The sequence below is a fragment of the Paracoccus niistensis genome (assembly GCF_042432925.1).
Lineage (GTDB): Bacteria > Pseudomonadota > Alphaproteobacteria > Rhodobacterales > Rhodobacteraceae > Paracoccus > Paracoccus niistensis.
Genome location: NZ_JBHLWE010000019.1, coordinates 141,516 through 157,839, shown reverse-complemented (window position 1 = coordinate 157,839; position 16,324 = coordinate 141,516). Strand labels below are relative to the sequence as shown.

Sequence of the window (16,324 nt, the reverse complement as noted above, 5' to 3'; positions counted from 1 at the left end):
CTATGGCCAGGTCAACCGGCAGAGCCTGCGGGTGCTGGTGGCCGAACTCGGCGCCTGCGGCTGACAAAACCGGCGCATCAAGCCGAAAAGGGGGGAGGAAGAGATGGGGAAGACCGGATGGCTCGGCCCGGCGCTTGGCGCGATGCTGGCTTTGGCGACGGGTCCCGCCGCTGCGCAGGAGGAATTCGGCAAGGCGGTGATGACGGGCGGGGCGACCGGCACCTATATCCAGATCGGCCGCGACCTGGCAGGGGTGATGGCCGAATGCGGCCAGACGCTGGACGTGGTCGAATCCGCGGGCTCGCTGGAGAACTTCATGGCCGTGCGCACGCGCGGCAACACCCAGTTCGGCATCGTGCAGAACGATGTGCTGGAATATCTCAAGACCTATTCCGCCGATGATCCGGCCGTGGCCCGCGCGATCCAGGGCGTGCGCATCGCCTTTCCGCTTTACGACGAGGAGGTCCACCTTGTGGCCCGCTCGGACATCGACAGCGTCGCCGATCTCGCGGGCAAGCGCGTGGCGATCGGGGTCGAGAACAGCGGCACCTTCCTGACGGCCTCGCTGGTGCTGGACCTGACTGGAACCCAGCCCGCCGAGCGGCGCAAGATCGCGCCCGCCGATGCGCTGCCGGCACTGAAGTCGGGAGAGATCGACGCACTCTTCTATGTCGCGGGCGCCCCGACCGCGCTGTTCGCCGAGGGCGACATCGACGGCGAACAGTTTCATCTGGTGCCGATCACCGACCAGACGCTGCAGACGGTCTATGACGCGGTGACCATCCCCGCGAACACCTATCCCTTCCAGCCCGAGGAGGTCAGCGGGATCGCTGTCAAGGCGCTGCTGATGACCTTCGAATACAACCCGCAGGGCAACAGCTATCAAAGGCAGAGCTGCAAGGCCGTGTCCGACCTGTCCCACCTGATCCTGACGCGGCTGCCGCAGTTGCAGGAAAACGGCCATCCCAAGTGGAAGAACGTCGATCTGCAGGACATTCCGGCAGGCTGGGACATCGGCGGCTGCGTGAATGCGGGTCTGCAGCCCGACTATCAGCTTGAATGCACGCGTCCTGCCGCAAGCGCCGCGCCCGAGGAAAGCGAGGCGAACCGCGCCTATCGGCAGTATATCTGCTCGACGCTGGGCTGCTGAGGCCGAGGCCTATCAACCTTGAAGGCGGCAACCGGCCCCCGAAGCCGGCAAGCTTCGGGCGCTGACGTCAGCGGGCCCGTTCCGCTTGCGGCAGGAAGGGAGCGGCTCAATCGTCGGATGGCCCGACGCGGCGCCGATAACGCGAACGCGCCAGCAGCGCCCCCGCAACTGCCCCTCCGCCAAGCGCCCACAGCAGGTGGCGGTTGGTCAGCCCCAGCCGGCTGCGGGCGCTGCGGCGATAGCGCGGGTCGAAGAAGCGGCTGCGCGACAGAAGTCTGCCCAAGGGACCCGGGTCGCGGGGGATCAGAACCTCGAGCTGCCGCGGGCCTTGGGCGTTCAGCCGGTCGATGGCGCCGATCAGCCCGCCGCATTCCTCGACGGCCGCTTCGACCTCCTCGACCGAGACGCCCAGGTGTTCGGCCAGCAGGGCCGAGCGGATGTGCCGGATGCGGGCGCGGTCCGAGGGTTCGCGCGCGATCAGGGCCACGTCGGCTTCGGTGTCGAAGCCCATCGAGCGGCGGTCGATGTTGCTCGATCCCACCCGTAGGTGGACGTCGTCCACGATCAGCAGCTTGGCATGGACATAGATCGCCTCGCCCGCCGCATTGACGGGCGAAACCATGCGGAAGCGGCGGAAGCGGTCGCGCGCCTGCAGGGCGAGCATCATGGTGCTGCGGGTGACATGCATCGCCGCATCCTCGATGGCACCCTGCGCGGCCTCGGGATTGACGATCACCACCTCGGGTCCATCCGGTTCAACCAGCCGCTCGGCAATGGCGCGCGTGATGCTGCCCGAGGCGAAATACTGCGACTCGATGTAGATGCACCGTCGCGCCGCGGCGATGGCGTCGAGGTAAAGGTGCTCGATCTCGGCAACCACAGGCGTGACCCGGTCGGGCGGCTCGGTCCGCGCGATGGCAACGGGCATGTCGTGGAAATCGACGGCCACGTCCTCGGGCCAGAGGTCGGCAGGCTCGGGCACCGGTTCGGGCAGGGGCGCGTCATTGGCGCGCAGCCAGCGGGCGCGGGCCAGTTCGCCCAGGGCGCGCGCGGCTGGCCCCGACATCATCGCGGCGGCGTCATGCCAGGGCTGCGCGATCTCACCCGAGCGCAACCGACGGCGCGGGTCGCCCGAGTGGTGGTCGCGCGTGTCCCAGCGCCCGGCGGTCAGGTCGATGCCGCCGCAGAAGGCCAGCGCGTCGTCCACCACCACGATCTTCTGGTGGTGGCAGGCCCCGATCGGGTGACGGCCGTCGAAGGCCAGGTGGATCTGGTCGGGTGACATCAGCTTGATCTGCAGCGCTGGCAGCGCGCGTCCGGGAGCGATCAGGACGCCCCCGCTCCATTTCAGCAGGTAGATGTCGAGATCAGGGCGCCGCTCGACCAGCGCGTCCAGGAAGGGGCCGACCTGGTTGGGCAGCCCGTCGGGGGCATTGCCCTCGGCATCGCTTTCGCCCGGCAGCATCTCGATCTCGAAATCGAAGTCCCAGCCGATCATCACGACCAGGTGCCGCGCCGCGAGAAGCGCCTGGCGCAGGGTGCGGAAATAGGCCTGCCCGTCCACGATCAACGAGAAACGATCGGCCGGGTCCACGCGCCAGCAGTTGCGACCCGGGGTGAAGGAAAGAGGCGTCATGATCCATGAGGGAAAGAATGTGCAGGGCGGCAACAAAGCCCGATGGGTCCGGGTTCCCTGAGGCCGACTTTCGGGTGACGTTCCGCCAACGGGCGTGAACCGCCGGAGGCCCGGCCTTTTCCGTCCCCTGCAGCGCGATATTCAGGCAGGTTGCCACGGGATCGGCCACTTCATCGACGACCGCCGAAAGGCTCTTGCAAATCGTTGCCAGACGCGCGCGCCTTTCGTAACGTCGGGTGGATAGCGGACATCGCACGGCATTCACGCCTGTCACAACCGATCTGGTTGGACGGGCTTTCTGTTGTTGCGCCTCAAGGAAAGACGAGTGAAGCAGACACTGGACATCGGGCTGGTCTACTCGCGCAGCGGCAGCTACCGGCGGCTGTCGGATGCGGGCCGGGCAGGGGTCCTGCAGGCGGTGGCGCGGGTCAATGCGGACCCGGCGGCAGCCTGGGCGATCCGCGTCCACGAGGCGGACCCGGGCGGGCACCAGGACCATTACGCCCCCGCCATGCTGGGCCTGCACCGGCAGACCGGCAGCCGGCATTTCTTCGGGGCCATCACCTCGTCAAGCCGCAAGGAGATGATCCCGGCGCTGGAACGCTGCGGGGCAAGCCTGTGGTATGGTGTGCCCTATGAGGGGTTCGAGGCCGCCGATTGCGTCGCCTACATGCATTCCACCGTGAACCAGAACGTGATCCCGCTGCTCGACTGGGCGCTGCCCCGGCTTGGGCGGCGGGTGTTCCTGGTCGGCTCGAACTACATCTGGGGGTGGGAGATCAACCGCATCGCCCGCGACCTGATCGCCGCATCGGGCTGCGAGGTCGTGGCCGAACGTCACATCCCCCTGGGCGATGCCGACATCACCGCGCTGGTGGACGAGATCGCGCGGACACGGCCCGAGATTGTGCTGAACTCGCTGGTGGGGCAGACGCAGTACTGCTTTCTCAGGGCACTGCGGGCGGCAGGGCTGTCCTGCCGGGTCCTGTCCTGCAACTTCACCGAAGCCGAGCTGCCCGAGGTCGGAAAGGCCGCCGAGGGGTTGATCTCGGTGGGTCCCTACTTCGCGAAAGCGGGCGATACCTTCGGCAACTCGCTGGAACGCGCGGGCTACCTGTCGGTGATGAACCTTGTGCGGCTGCTGTCGCTGCGGGGGGCGGATGCCGCGATGACGCTGCCCGAGCTTCTGGCGCTGAACTCCGGGGACATCGACCCGGTCAGCCACCACGTGGCCCAGCCCATCGTGATCGCCGAGCTTAGGGGCGGCGCCTTCGTCCCGCTGCTGTCGCTGCCGGTCACGGCGGGCGATCCCTATCTGGCCCGCACGCCGCGGGCAAAATCCGAGCGCCCAAGGTTGAGGATCGTAAAGTGAGCGCCGCGCGTTCCCCCCGCCGCATGGACAGCGACCTGCGCGGCGCCCGCCTGCTGGTCCTGAACCGGCCCCACGATTCATTGCGTTTGCTGCGCCGGCAGGCCGAGATCATCGGGCTTCAGATGACGGAATGCTGGCCCGTCCTGCCCGAAGATGCGGCAGGCTACGACTTCCTCATCCTCGACGCAGACACCGGGCATGACGGGCAACTGCCCTGGGGTGCGGCACCGATGCCCCTGCCCAGCGTGGCCCTGATCGGGTCCGAGGCGCCCGGCCGGATCGACTGGCTTCTGTCGCGCGGCGTCCATGCCACGCTGATGCAGCCCGTCGGCGACCGGGGGCTTTACGCCGCGCTGCTGATGGCCCGCTACCGCTTCGCCGCCGAGGCCGAGCTTGCCACGCGGCTGCAGAAGCAGGCCTGGCAGCTGTCCCAGCGCGAGAACGTCCTGCGCGCGGCGCTGCTGCTGGCCGAGCGCGACGGATCAGCAGACGGGTTTGCGCAACTGCGCCGCGCTGCGACCGCCGGGCGCATGACCATCGAGGAGGCGGCGCTTGCAGTGATCTCGCAGGCGCAGGCGCCCCGAAACGCCCGGGGCCGCCGGTGAGCCGCCCCCTGTTCTGGACGAAGACGACATGACCGAAACCAGCAACACCGTCGCGGCGGCCATTCCCACGGACATCCGGCCCGGCCTGTTCCGCCGCCTGATGCGCCGCAAGACAGCCGTGTTCGGCGCGGGCGTCATCGCCTTGGTCGTGCTGGGTGCGCTCTTCGCGCCGCAACTGGCGCAGTTTCCGCCCGACCAGCAGAACTTCGACGGGCTGACGCTGGAAGGCGCGCCGATGCCGCCCAACGCGACCTACTGGTTCGGGACCGACCTTCTGGGCCGCGACCTTTTCTCAAGGCTGCTTTACGGCGCGCAGACCTCGCTGATCATCGGGGTCGTGGCGAACGGGCTGTCGATCCTGATCGGCACCGCCGTGGGCGTGACAGCGGGCTGGCGCAGGGGCTGGGTCGGCGCGGTCCTGATGCGCTTTACCGACCTGATGATGGCCTTTCCGGCGCTGCTGCTGGCGATCTGCCTTGCTGCGATCTTCCAGCCTTCGCTGTGGATCGTGGCGCTGGTGATCGCGCTGGTGAACTGGGTGCAGACGGCGCGGATCATCTATACCCAGACGATCTCGCTGGCCGAGCGCGATTTCATCGCGGCCGAGCGGACACTGGGCGCCAGCGACTGGCGCATCCTGCGCCACCACATCCTGCCGCACCTGCTGCCGACGCTGCTGGTCTGGGGAACGCTGGGCATCTCGATCACCGTCCTGCTGGAGGCGACGCTGTCCTTCCTGGGCGTGGGCGTGCAGCCGCCCACGCCAAGCTGGGGCAACATCATCTTCGAGAACCAGACCTATTTCCAGTCGGCGCCCTGGCTGGTCTTCATCCCCGGCGCCGCGATCCTGCTGCTGGCCCTGGCCTTCAACCTGGTGGGCGACGCCCTGCGCGAGGAAATGGACCCGACCCAGAAAGGACGTGGCTGAGATGTGGGCCTATCTGCTGCGCCGCCTGGTCCAGGCCGTCCTGATCCTGCTGGGGGTCAGCTTCATCACCTTCCTGCTGCTGTATGTCCTGCCTGCCGACCCGGTGCGCCAGATCGCGGGCCGCTCGGCCACGCCGCAGGTCGTGGAAAGCATCCGGCGGGAACTGGGCCTCGATCAGCCCTTCCTTGTCCAATACTGGAACTATCTGACCGGGCTGGTGCAGGGCGACCTGGGCCGCAGCTACCTGCAGAAGGCCGACGTGGCCGGGCTGATCGCCTCGCGCCTGCCCGCCACGCTGCAGCTGATGGCGCTGGCGATCGTCTTCGAACTGATCATCGGCCTCGGCATGGGGATCGCCGCCGCCCTGTGGCGGGGCCGGGCGGTGGACAGCGTCCTGATGATGACCAGCTTCGCCGCCGTCTCGGCGCCGCAGTTCGTCGTCGGGCTGCTGCTGCTTTACCTGTTCGCCGTGCAGCTGGGCTGGTTCCCGATCAGCGGCTACGGGACGTTCTCGCACGCCGTCCTGCCGGCGCTGACATTGGCGATCACGGGGTCGGGCTGGTACGCGCGGATGATGCGCTCGTCCATGATCGACGTGCTGCACACCGACTACCTGCGCACCGCCCGCGCCAAGGGCCTGTCGCGCGGGCGCATCGTCCTGCGCCATGCCGTTCCGAACGCCATCTTGCCCATCATCGCCATGATCGGCATCGACATCGGCATCTTCATGGGCGGCGCGGTCGTGGTCGAAAGCGTCTTCGGCTGGCCCGGCATTGGCCAGCTGGCCTGGCAGGCGATCCAGCGCGTGGACATCCCGATCATCATGGGCGTCACGGTCGTCTCGGCCGTCGCCATCGTGCTGGGGAACCTGCTGGCCGACATGATCGCCCCCTTCGTCGATCCTCGCATCAAGCTTCGATAAGAACAGGGAGACCACCGCATGAAACTTCGTCACCTTCTTCTCGGCACGGCGATGGCCGTCGCGCTGGCCGGGCCGGGCCTTGCGCAGGAAGAACAACTGGACCCGAACGCAAAGGCGGGCGGCAGCATCGTCATCACCTACAAGGATGACGTGGCCACGCTGGACCCGGCCATCGGCTATGACTGGCAGAACTGGTCCATGATCAAGTCGGTCTTCGACGGACTGATGGACTATGCCCCCGGCACGACCGACCTGCGCCCGGGCTTGGCCGAAAGCTACGAGATCAGCGATGACCTGCTGACCTACACCTTCAAGCTGCGCCCCGGCGTCAAGTTCCACAACGGCCGCGAGATGACGGCCGAGGACGTGAAATATTCCTTCAACCGGATGCTGCTGCCCGCCACCCAGTCGCCGGGCGCGGGCTTTTTCGGCTCGATCAAGGGTGCGGACAAGATGGCCGACGGCTCGGCCACCGAGCTTGAGGGGCTGACGGTCGAGGGTCCCCAGACCGTCCGCTTCGAGCTGTCGCGCCCCGACGCGACCTTCCTGCACGTCCTGGCGCTGAACTTCGCCTCGGTCGTGCCGAAGGAAGCGGTCGAGGCCGCGGGCGGCGACTTCGGCCACCAGCCGGTCGGGACCGGCGCCTACAAGCTGGGCGAATGGCTGCCCGGCCAGCGGGTCGTCTTCCAAAAGAACCCCGACTACTGGCGCGCGGGGCTGCCCTACCTCGACCAGATCACCTTCGAGATCGGGCAGGAGCCGGTCGTGGCCCTGCTGCGGCTTCAGAACGGCGAGGTGGACGTCCCCGGCGACGGCATCCCGCCCGCCAAGTTCCAGGAGGTGATGTCCGATCCCGACCAGGCCGCGCGCGTGGTCGAGGGCGGGCAGCTGCACACCGGCTACATCACCATGAACGTGACGCAAGCCCCCTTCGACAAGGTCGAGGTGCGCCGCGCCGTCAACATGGCGATCAACAAGGACCGCGTGGTCCAGATGATCAACAACCGCGCGGTTCCGGCGAACCAGCCGCTGCCGCCCTCGATGCCCGGCTATTCGCAGGGCTACGCGGGCTATCCCCATGACGTCGAGGGCGCGAAGAAGCTGCTGGCCGAGGCCGGTTACCCGGACGGGTTCACGACCGAGCTTTACGCCATGAACACCGACCCGAACCCGCGCATCGCCCAGGCAATCCAGCAGGATCTGAAGGCCATCGGCATCAACGCCGAGATCCGGGCGCTGGCGCAGGCCAACGTGATCGAGGCGGGCGGCGCGGGCAACGCGCAGATGGTCTGGTCGGGCGGCATGGGCTGGATCGCTGACTTCCCCGATCCCTCGAACTTCTACGGCCCCATCCTCGGCTGCGCGGGCGCGGGCGAAGGCGGCTGGAACTGGTCCAAGTACTGCAACAAGGACCTGGACGCCGCCGCCCAGGCCGCCGACGCCATGGCCCGTCCCGACCAGGCCGAGGCGCGGCTGAAGGCCTGGTCCGCCGTCTTCGAGGGCGTGATGGAGGACGCCCCCTGGGCCCCTGTCTTCAACGAGCAGCGATTCACCATGAAGTCGCCGCGGATGGGTGGGGCGGACGCGCTTTACACCGATCCCGTCTCGATCCCGATCAACTACGACTATGTGTATGTGACCGATGTGCAATAACTGCGACTACACCATCCACGGCGCCCAGCATCACTTCGGCTGGGACAACTCGCGTCCGCCCGCCCAGCGGGTGGAACCGGGGGCGACGATCCGCTTCGAATGCCTCGACAGCTCGGCGGGGCAGCTTTCGCCCCGCTCGACCGTCGGGGACGTGGCGGCGCTGGACTTCGGGCGGATCAACCCGGTCAGCGGCCCGATCCATGTCGAGGGCGCGATGCCCGGCGACGCGCTGAAGGTGACGATCGACAGCTTCCACCCGCAGGCGCAAGACGGCCGGGGCTGGGGCTGGACGGCCAACATCCCGGGCTTCGGGCTGCTGGCCGACCAGTTCACGCAGCCCGCCCTGACGCTGTGGAGCTTCGATCCTGCCAATCCCGACAGCGCCCTCTTCGGCAAGTGGGGGCGCGTGCCGCTGAAACCCTTCGCCGGCACCATCGGCTGCGCAATGGCGGAACCTGGCGCGCATTCCATCGTCCCCCCGCGCCGGGTGGGCGGCAACCTGGACATCCGCGACCTTGCAGCGGGCTCGGTCCTCTACCTGCCGGTCGAGGTCGAGGGCGCGCTGTTCAGCATCGGCGACACCCATGCGGCGCAGGGCGACGGCGAGGTCTGCGGCACGGCCATCGAAAGCCCGATGGATGCCGTCGTGAAGCTGGAGCTGGTCAAGGACGCGAACCTCAGGTTCCCGCGCTTCACCACGGCGGGGCCGGTGACGCGGCATCTCGACGCCAAGGGCTACGAGGTCACGACCGGCATCGGCCCCGACCTGATGAGCGGGGCGCGTGACGCCGTGGCGGGGATGATCGATCTGCTCTGCGCGCGGCATGGCATGGCGCCCGAGGACGCCTATATGCTTGTCTCCACCTGCGGCGACCTGCGGATCTCGGAAATCGTGGATGCGCCGAACTGGGTTGTCAGCTTCTACTTCCCGCGCGTGGTCCTTGAATGATCCTCGCGACGCAAACCGCCGGGGCGCCTGCCGCCCCGGTCCTGCCAGGCGACGCGCCGGTGTTGTCCGTGCGCGACCTCGACGTGTCGGTGATGACACCTTCGGGCCTGCGGCCGCTGGTCCAAGGGATGAGCTTCGACCTGCGCCGGGGCGAGACGCTGTGCATCGCGGGCGAGTCAGGCTCGGGCAAGTCCGTTACCTCGATGGCGATCATGGGCCTGCTGCCCAGGCCCGCCGTCCGCGTCACCGGCGGGCAGATCCTGTTCGGGGACGAGGATCTTGCCGCCAAGGGCGAGGGCGCCATGCGCCGCATCAGGGGCAACCGGATCGCCATGATCTTCCAGGAGCCCATGACCGCCCTGAACCCGGTCATGCAGATCGGCACGCAACTGGCCGAGGCCCTGCGCGCCCATACCGACATGGGCGGGGCCGAGGCCCGCGCCTGCGCGCTGGAGGCCCTGAAGCTCGTCCGCATCAGCCAGCCCGAGCGGCGCCTGCGCCAGTATCCGCACGAGCTGTCGGGCGGGATGCGGCAGCGCGTCGTGATCGCCATGGCGCTGGCCATGCGCCCCGACGTGCTGATCGCGGACGAACCCACCACGGCGCTGGACGTGACCGTGCAGCGCGAGGTGCTGGACCTGCTGCGCGACCTTCAGCGCGACACGGGCACCGCCGTCATCCTCATCACCCATGACATGGGCGTGGTGGCCGAGATGGCCGACCGCGTGCTGGTCATGCAATCCGGCCGAGTCGTCGAACAGGGCAACGTCGAGGAGATCTTCCGCGACCCGCGCGAGCCCTATACGCGCGAGCTTCTGGCCGCCGTGCCCCGCATGGGCGACGGCAGCGGCCCGGCGGCGGCACCCGGCGCGCCGCTGGTGCGCTTCGAGGACGTGAGCGTCCGCTTCGACATCCGCAGCGGGCTGCTGCAGCGCGTGACCGAGCGGGTCCATGCGGTGGAACATGTCCGCTTCGACATCCACGCGGGCGAGACCCTGTCGCTGGTGGGCGAGTCCGGCTGCGGCAAGTCAACGCTTGCCCGCGCGCTTGTGGGGCTCGTCCCGCACGAGGGGACGATCCGCCTGAATGGCCAGCCCATCCGCGACATGCGGCGACAGGACCGGCTGCGGCTGCACCGCGAGGTGCAGATGGTCTTCCAGGACCCGATGGCCGCGCTCGACCCCCGCATGACGGTGGGCGAGCTGATCGCCGAGCCGCTGGTCATCCACGGCATCGGCAGTGCCGCCGAACGCCGCACACGCGCCGAGGACCTGATGCAGCGCGTGGGCCTGACGCCCGAGCACCTGTCCCGCCACCCGCACGAGTTTTCCGGCGGCCAGCGCCAGCGCATCTGCATCGCCCGCGCACTGGCGCTGAACCCCAGGCTGATCATCGCGGATGAAAGCGTCTCGGCGCTGGACGTCTCGGTGCAGGCGCGGGTGCTGGACCTGCTGGCGGCGCTCAAGCGCGAGTTCGGGATCGCCTATCTCTTCATCAGCCACGACATGGCGGTGGTGGAGAACATCTCGGACCGCGTGGCCGTGATGTATCTGGGCCAGATCGTCGAGATGGGCACCCGCGCCCAGGTCTTCGGCAACCCGCAGCACGCCTATACCCGGCGGCTGATGGCGGCCGTGCCCGTTCCCGACCCCGGCTTCGAGCGCCCGCCGATGCCAAGGATGGCGTCCGAGGTGCCCTCGCCGGTCCATCCGGTCGGGCAGGGGCCGACGCGCGCGGTGCTGAGGGATGTTGGCGGCGGACATCTGGTCGCTGCCTGAAAGGCCGGGTCTTCCACCTGATGCCGAGGCAGGGCTTGCCGAAGCCCTTTCCTTTGCAGAGCCTCGCAGTCGATACTGGCGCGGCCCAACGGAATGACGCGGGGTCGAAGCATCAAGCCTGCCCGACGTCCGGGCCGGACGAGCAAACAGGAGGAAGGCGCGGTGTCGTCCGACCTATCAACCGCTCGGGGCGCCGCATCCTCTGACCGCTTCGCGATGCTGGCGCTGATCTGCCTTGGGGTCGTTCTTTCGATGACGCCCTGGTTCTCGGCGACCGCCATCCTGCCCGAATTGCGCGAAACATGGAGCATGTCGCCGGCCCTGGCGGCGCTGATGACGATTGCCGTCCAGGCAGGCTTCGTGGCGGGGGCGCTGGGCATGAGCCTGGTCAACCTTGCCGACATCGTGGCCCCGGTCCGGCTGATGTCGGTCGGCGCAGCGGCGGCGGCGCTGTTCACCGGCCTGCTGGCGGCGGTGGACAGCGCCGAAGCCCCCGCCGTGCTGCGCTTCCTCACGGGGGCGGCGCTGGCGCTGGTCTATCCGCCCGCGATGAAGCTGACGACAACATGGTTCGTGAAGGGGCGGGGGCTGGCCTTCGGCCTCGTGATCGGGGCGCTGACGCTCGGCTCGGCCATGCCGCACCTGCTGCGGGGGCTGATCTCGACGGCCGATTGGCGCGTGGTGGTGATCTCGGCCGCCGGGGTCTCGCTGGCCGGGGCGCTGGTCTTCCTGCTGACCCTGCGCGAAGGGCCCCATCCCTACAGCCGCGCGACGTTCGACCTGCGCCAGGCCGGCCGCGTCTTTCGTAGTCGCCCGGTCCTGCTGGCGAACATGGGCTACTTCGGCCACATGTGGGAGCTTTACGCCATGTGGGCTTGGCTTCTGGTTTATGCGCAGCAGATGCTGTCGGGGCTGGGGGTGCAGTCGCCGGCCCGCACGGCCTCGATGATCGTGTTCATCGCCATCGCGGCGGGCTCGCTAGGCGCGATCGCGGGCGGAGTGCTGGCCGACCGCTTCGGACGGACGCTGACGACTGCCGGGATGCTTCTGACCTCGGCCGCCTGCGCGCTGGGGGTGGGGGTGACCTTCGACGGGCCTCTGTGGCTGTTCCTGACCGTTGCCGTGATCTGGGGCGCCTCAATCGTGGGCGATTCCGCCCAGTTCTCGGCCATGGTGACCGAGGTTGCGGACAGCCATCTCGTCGGCACCGCACTGACGGTCCAGATGGGCATCGGCTTCCTGATCACCATTGTGACGATCCAGGTCCTGCCCCTGTTCGCCGAACTGCTGGGCGGCTGGCGCTGGAGCTTCCTGATGCTGATCCCCGGCCCCCTGGTCGGCGCGGCCGCCGTCCTGCGGCTGAGACAGCTTCCCGAAAGCCTGAAGATCGCCCAGGGCCGCCGCTGAGGACGACAGGGGTCAGACCCACCAGCGCCCAGTCAGCGCCAGCCGGGCCAGCGCTGTCCGCCGGGTGAAGTCCGATGGCCTGGACGATGGTTCCCCCGCCATGATGGCGCGGAGGGCCTGCATCGGCGCGGGGCCGGGGAACAGCGCAGGCGCAGCGGCGCGGGGAAGGGTGCGGCGTCCGTCGGCCGCGTCCCGCAAGGCCTGCACGGCGATCCGGGCCAGTGCGGCAAGCTGCGCGGGATCTGCCGCGGCAAGCCCCAGGCCCAGCGGCTGCAGCGCGGGATGGGCGCGCAGCCAGGCGGTCAGCGCGGCGCCCCGGCCCTGCGCGTGCAGCGCCGGCACGTCGGGCGCACCCAGGGCTTGCGCCGCATGGGTCATCAAGGCGCCCCCGGTAGCGTCGGCATAGGCGACCACCTCCTCGACAGTCTCGAACGGCTCGCGCGCGGCGTCGTGGCGGCGCGCCTCGGCCAAGGGGACCAGGGCGGCAGCCCCCGGTCCCCAGGCGGACCAGAGGGGCGACAGCAGCTCGTGCGGCGGCGGAGGCGCGACGGCCATCGCGCCAAGCCGGTCGATCCACCACTGGACCCGCATCTCGGCGATCAGGGGATCGCGCGCAGACAGCGCCGTGCGCGCGAGTTCCGCGTTCAGCGCGTAAAGCGTCACCAGCTTTGCCTGGGCCTCACTGCGCGCCAGCATCGCCATGGCGAGGCGGTCGGGGTCCTCCTGCCGCAGCCGCTCGGCCAGCCGCCGGGTCGCGGGGTCGGACAAGCCGCTCATGCCGCGCCGTCCCGGATCAGCTTCCAGCGGATCGCGTCCACCAGCGCCTCGAAGCTGGAATCGACGATGTTGGGCGAAACGCCCACCGTGGACCAAGCCGTGCCCCGGCTGTCCGTGAAGTCGATCGTGACGCGCGTCACGGCGTCGGTGCCCGCGCCGATGATGCGCACGCGGAAGTCGGCCAGCGTCATCTCGTCGATCAGGGCCTGCCAAGGCCCGAGGTCCTTGCCCAGGGCCCGCCACAGGGCGTTGACCGGACCCGCGTCCTCTCCGTTCGCGCCGATGCTGTCGCTGACGGACATCACACGCTGATCGCCCAAGCGGACGACAACCACTGCCTCGCTGACCGAGATGCGGCGACCCATCGCGTTCATCCGCCGCTCGACCGTGAGGCGGTAACGCTCGACCTCGAAGAAGGCGGGAAGGGCGTTCAGCTCTGCCCGCGCCAGCAGCTCGAACGAGGCCTGCGCCGAGTCGTAGGCATAGCCCTGATCCTCGCGGTCCTTCACGGTGGACAGGATGCGGGCAAGCGCCGGGTCGTCGGGCGCGACCTCGATCCCCGCCTCCGTCAGCCGTGCGCGCAGGTTTGACTGGCCCGCCTGGTTCGACATGGGGATGATGCGCGCGTTCCCGACGGTGGAGGGATCGACATGCTCGTAGGTCTGGGGCGCCTTCAGGATCGCGCTGGCGTGCAGGCCCGCCTTGTGGGCGAAGGCCGAGGCCCCGACGTAAGGCGCAACCCGCAGCGGTGCGCGGTTCAGGATCTCGTCCAGGCGGCGCGAGACGCGGGTAAGGGTCGCCAGCGCCTCGGGCGTGACGCCGGTGGTCAGGGTGGACCGGAAAGGCTCCTTCAGCATCAGCGTCGGGATCAGGCTGGTGAGGCTGGCGTTGCCGCAGCGCTCGCCCAGACCGTTCAGCGTTCCCTGCACCTGCCGCGCGCCCGCCGCGATGGCCGCCAGCGAACAGGCGACCGCGTTGCCCGTGTCGTCATGGGCATGGATGCCGAGGCGCTTGCCGGGGATGCCCGCCGCGATCACCTGACGGGTGATTGCGCCCACGCGGTCGGGCAGGGTGCCGCCGTTGGTGTCGCAGAGCACGATCCAGCGGGCGCCCGCGTCATGGGCGGCGCGCAGGCAATCCAGCGCGTAAGAAGGGTTCGCCTCGTAGCCGTCGAAGAAATGCTCGGCGTCGAAGATCGCCTCGCGCCCCTGCGTCACCACATGGACGACCGAGTCGGCGATGTTTGTCAGGTTTTCGTCGGGAGTGATCCCCAGCGCCTCGGTCACGTGATAGTCGTGGGTCTTGCCGACGAGGCAGACAGCCCTGGTCCCGGCATCCAGCACCGCCGCCAGCACGTCATCGTTCGCAGCGGATCGCCCCGCGCGCTTGGTCATGCCGAAGGCGGTCATGGTGGCGCGGGTGCGGGGGGCAGAGGCGAAGAACTCGCTGTCAGTAGGGTTCGCGCCGGGCCAGCCGCCCTCGATGTAGTCTACCCCGAGCGCGTCCAGCATTGCCGCGATCTCGGCCTTCTCGGTGGCCGAGAACTGGACGCCCTGCGTCTGCTGACCGTCGCGCAGGGTGGTGTCGTAGAGGGTGAGGCGGCTCATGATTCTTGCTTCGCCTCTAGATCGGCCAGTCCTCTCAGCAAGTCTTTGCCCCACCGCGACGAGTCGGACGGGCGCACGAAGTCTACAGCAGCGCCAGAAGGGGTAACACGGAAGCGCACGCCCAACCGGTCTGCCTCGTTCTTAAGGGTATCCGCGCGGTCGAAGTTCTTTTGGCGGCGCAAATCCATCCAAAGGCTGAGAAGGCGCTCGACTGCTGCCGTAACGTCAGGGGAGTCCGTGATAGAGTCTGCCCAACTACCCATATCGGGTTCAAGAAGTCCTAGAACTCGTGCCGACGCAATAAACTGCGCTGTCAGCCTCAGCCGGTTATCTGGGTCACCAGTGGTAATGTCGTTGGATAACTGATGAAGGCGTCCAAGTGCCGCTGGCGTGTTGAGATCATCTGAAAGCATCTCCAAGACTTCTGGGTCTGGAGTGCTGGGGGGGTAAGATGAGCCAATAACGGCACGCCAGCGACCCAAGTGTCCTTCTGCCTCTCGCACCTTCTCCGCCGTCCAGTCCATCGGCTTCCGGTAATGCGTCATCAGGAAGACATACCGGATCACCTCGCCCGGAGTGCCCTGGTCCAGCAAGTCGCGCACGGTGAAGAAGTTTCCAAGGCTCTTGGACATCTTCTTGCCCTCGACCTGCAGCATCTCGTTGTGCAGCCAGACGCGGGCGAAATCCTCCTGCGGGTGGGCGCAGCAGCTTTGGGCGATCTCGTTCTCGTGGTGGGGGAACTGCAGGTCGATGCCGCCGCCGTGGATGTCGAAGCTTTCGCCCAGCAGCGCCGCCGACATGGCCGAGCACTCGATATGCCAGCCCGGACGGCCGCGACCCCAAGGACTGGCCCAGCCCGGCTCTTCGTTCGACGAGGGCTTCCACAGCACGAAATCCATCGGATCGCGCTTGAAGGGGGCGACCTCGACGCGGGCGCCGGCGATCATATCATCGACCGACCGGCCGGAAAGTCGCCCGTAGGCCGGGAAGGACCGGACATCGAACAGCACATGCCCCTCGGCGGCATAGGCATGGCCCTTGGCGATCAATGCCTCGATCATGGCGATCATCTGGGGGATATAGTCGGTCGCACGCGGCTCGTGGTCGGGGCGCAGGGCACCCAGCGCGTCCATATCGGCGTGATACCAGCCGATGGTTTCCTCGGTCCGCTCGCGGATCAGTTCTTCAAGTGGGCGCGGGTCGCCGGACTGCTGGCGTGCCAGGGCCGAGGCGTTGATCTTGTCGTCCACGTCGGTGAAATTGCGGACATAGGTGACGTGGTCATTGCCGTAAACGTGGCGCAGCAGGCGATAAAGCACGTCGAAGACCACCACCGGCCGCGCGTTCCCCAGGTGCGCGCGGTCATAGACCGTGGGTCCGCAGAGATACATCCGCACGTTCTGCGGATCGATCGGGGCGAACCGCTCTTTCGATCGGGTGCGGGTGTTCGTCAGCTTGATCTCGACCATGAGGTTCCCCAGAGGCGGGGTCCATGTCGCGCGTGAACGGCCCGCCTGTCGCGTGTCAGACGGTAATGCAG

General features: G+C 68.3%; 13 protein-coding genes. 9 read left to right on the top strand and 4 right to left on the bottom strand.

The window, feature by feature from the left end; translation table 11 throughout:
- Positions 1-103 precede the first annotated feature (103 nt).
- Entirely contained in the window at positions 104-1,150 is a 1,047-nt protein-coding gene (locus ACFFII_RS07915; protein WP_377698346.1) for a TAXI family TRAP transporter solute-binding subunit, read from the top strand.
- Positions 1,151-1,256: 106 nt separating this feature from the next.
- Here the strand turns inward: ACFFII_RS07915 and ACFFII_RS07910 are convergent, their stop codons facing one another.
- A complete protein-coding gene (locus tag ACFFII_RS07910) occupies positions 1,257-2,786 on the bottom strand; it encodes a phospholipase D-like domain-containing protein (protein WP_377698345.1) in 1,530 nt (509 codons plus the stop codon).
- Between the two features lie 325 nt (positions 2,787-3,111).
- Between ACFFII_RS07910 and ACFFII_RS07905 the strand changes: the two genes are divergently transcribed.
- The 8 genes from ACFFII_RS07905 (at position 3,112) to ACFFII_RS07870 (ending at position 12,400) form a co-directional block, all read left to right on the top strand.
- Positions 3,112-4,158: a transporter substrate-binding protein gene (locus ACFFII_RS07905; protein WP_377698344.1), complete on the top strand. Its 1,047-nt coding sequence runs from the start codon at positions 3,112-3,114 to the stop codon at positions 4,156-4,158.
- The gene (locus ACFFII_RS07900; protein ID WP_377698343.1) at positions 4,155-4,763 is read left to right on the top strand and encodes an ANTAR domain-containing response regulator; all 609 of its coding nucleotides are present in this window, start codon (positions 4,155-4,157) and stop codon (positions 4,761-4,763) included. The genes ACFFII_RS07905 and ACFFII_RS07900 overlap by 4 nt, the downstream gene beginning before the upstream one ends.
- 28 nt (positions 4,764-4,791) lie before the next feature.
- A complete protein-coding gene (locus ACFFII_RS07895; protein WP_377698342.1) occupies positions 4,792-5,691 on the top strand; it encodes an ABC transporter permease in 900 nt (299 codons plus the stop codon).
- Position 5,692: 1 nt separating this feature from the next.
- Entirely contained in the window at positions 5,693-6,613 is a 921-nt protein-coding gene (locus ACFFII_RS07890) for an ABC transporter permease (RefSeq protein ID WP_377698351.1), read from the top strand.
- 18 nt (positions 6,614-6,631) lie between these two features.
- Positions 6,632-8,266, top strand: coding sequence for an ABC transporter substrate-binding protein (locus ACFFII_RS07885; protein WP_377698341.1), 1,635 nt, complete (start codon positions 6,632-6,634; stop codon positions 8,264-8,266).
- Complete coding sequence (locus ACFFII_RS07880; RefSeq protein ID WP_377698340.1) at positions 8,256-9,215, top strand: acetamidase/formamidase family protein; 960 nt, start codon at positions 8,256-8,258, stop codon at positions 9,213-9,215. Before ACFFII_RS07885 ends, ACFFII_RS07880 begins: the two co-directional genes overlap by 11 nt.
- Positions 9,212-10,993 carry an ABC transporter ATP-binding protein gene (locus tag ACFFII_RS07875; RefSeq protein ID WP_377698339.1) on the top strand — a complete coding sequence of 594 codons (1,782 nt, stop codon included), beginning with the start codon at positions 9,212-9,214 and terminating at the stop codon, positions 10,991-10,993. Before ACFFII_RS07880 ends, ACFFII_RS07875 begins: the two co-directional genes overlap by 4 nt.
- A gap of 162 nt (positions 10,994-11,155) precedes the next feature.
- Complete coding sequence (locus tag ACFFII_RS07870) at positions 11,156-12,400, top strand: MFS transporter (protein WP_377698337.1); 1,245 nt, start codon at positions 11,156-11,158, stop codon at positions 12,398-12,400.
- 12 nt (positions 12,401-12,412) lie between these two features.
- On the opposite strand, the gene ACFFII_RS07865 is transcribed toward ACFFII_RS07870, so the two are convergent.
- From ACFFII_RS07865 to cysS, 3 genes are read right to left on the bottom strand one after another with little or no spacing between them, the layout of a single operon-like run.
- Positions 12,413-13,177, bottom strand: a complete 765-nt coding sequence (locus tag ACFFII_RS07865; RefSeq protein WP_377698336.1) for a squalene/phytoene synthase family protein — start codon at positions 13,175-13,177, stop codon at positions 12,413-12,415.
- Positions 13,174-14,784, bottom strand: a complete 1,611-nt coding sequence (cimA, locus tag ACFFII_RS07860) for a citramalate synthase (RefSeq protein WP_377698335.1) — start codon at positions 14,782-14,784, stop codon at positions 13,174-13,176. The genes ACFFII_RS07865 and cimA overlap by 4 nt, the downstream gene beginning before the upstream one ends.
- Positions 14,781-16,253, bottom strand: coding sequence for a cysteine--tRNA ligase (gene cysS / locus ACFFII_RS07855; RefSeq protein ID WP_377698334.1), 1,473 nt, complete (start codon positions 16,251-16,253; stop codon positions 14,781-14,783). The genes cimA and cysS overlap by 4 nt, the downstream gene beginning before the upstream one ends.
- Between the last annotated feature and the right edge of the window lie 71 nt (positions 16,254-16,324).

What these genes read in the sequence shown, in the direction of transcription:
- ACFFII_RS07875 (WP_377698339.1), top strand. Translation starts at nt 9,212, where the DNA reads ATGATCCTCGCGACGCAAACCGCCGGGGCGCCTGCCGCCCCGGTCCTG.
- ACFFII_RS07910 (WP_377698345.1), bottom strand. Translation starts at nt 2,786, where the DNA reads ATGACGCCTCTTTCCTTCACCCCGGGTCGCAACTGCTGGCGCGTGGAC.
- ACFFII_RS07890 (WP_377698351.1), top strand. Translation starts at nt 5,693, where the DNA reads ATGTGGGCCTATCTGCTGCGCCGCCTGGTCCAGGCCGTCCTGATCCTG.
- cimA (WP_377698335.1), bottom strand. Translation starts at nt 14,784, where the DNA reads ATGAGCCGCCTCACCCTCTACGACACCACCCTGCGCGACGGTCAGCAG.
- ACFFII_RS07915 (WP_377698346.1), top strand. Translation starts at nt 104, where the DNA reads ATGGGGAAGACCGGATGGCTCGGCCCGGCGCTTGGCGCGATGCTGGCT.
- ACFFII_RS07895 (WP_377698342.1), top strand. Translation starts at nt 4,792, where the DNA reads ATGACCGAAACCAGCAACACCGTCGCGGCGGCCATTCCCACGGACATC.
- cysS (WP_377698334.1), bottom strand. Translation starts at nt 16,253, where the DNA reads ATGGTCGAGATCAAGCTGACGAACACCCGCACCCGATCGAAAGAGCGG.
- ACFFII_RS07885 (WP_377698341.1), top strand. Translation starts at nt 6,632, where the DNA reads ATGAAACTTCGTCACCTTCTTCTCGGCACGGCGATGGCCGTCGCGCTG.
- ACFFII_RS07880 (WP_377698340.1), top strand. Translation starts at nt 8,256, where the DNA reads ATGTGCAATAACTGCGACTACACCATCCACGGCGCCCAGCATCACTTC.
- ACFFII_RS07865 (WP_377698336.1), bottom strand. Translation starts at nt 13,177, where the DNA reads ATGAGCGGCTTGTCCGACCCCGCGACCCGGCGGCTGGCCGAGCGGCTG.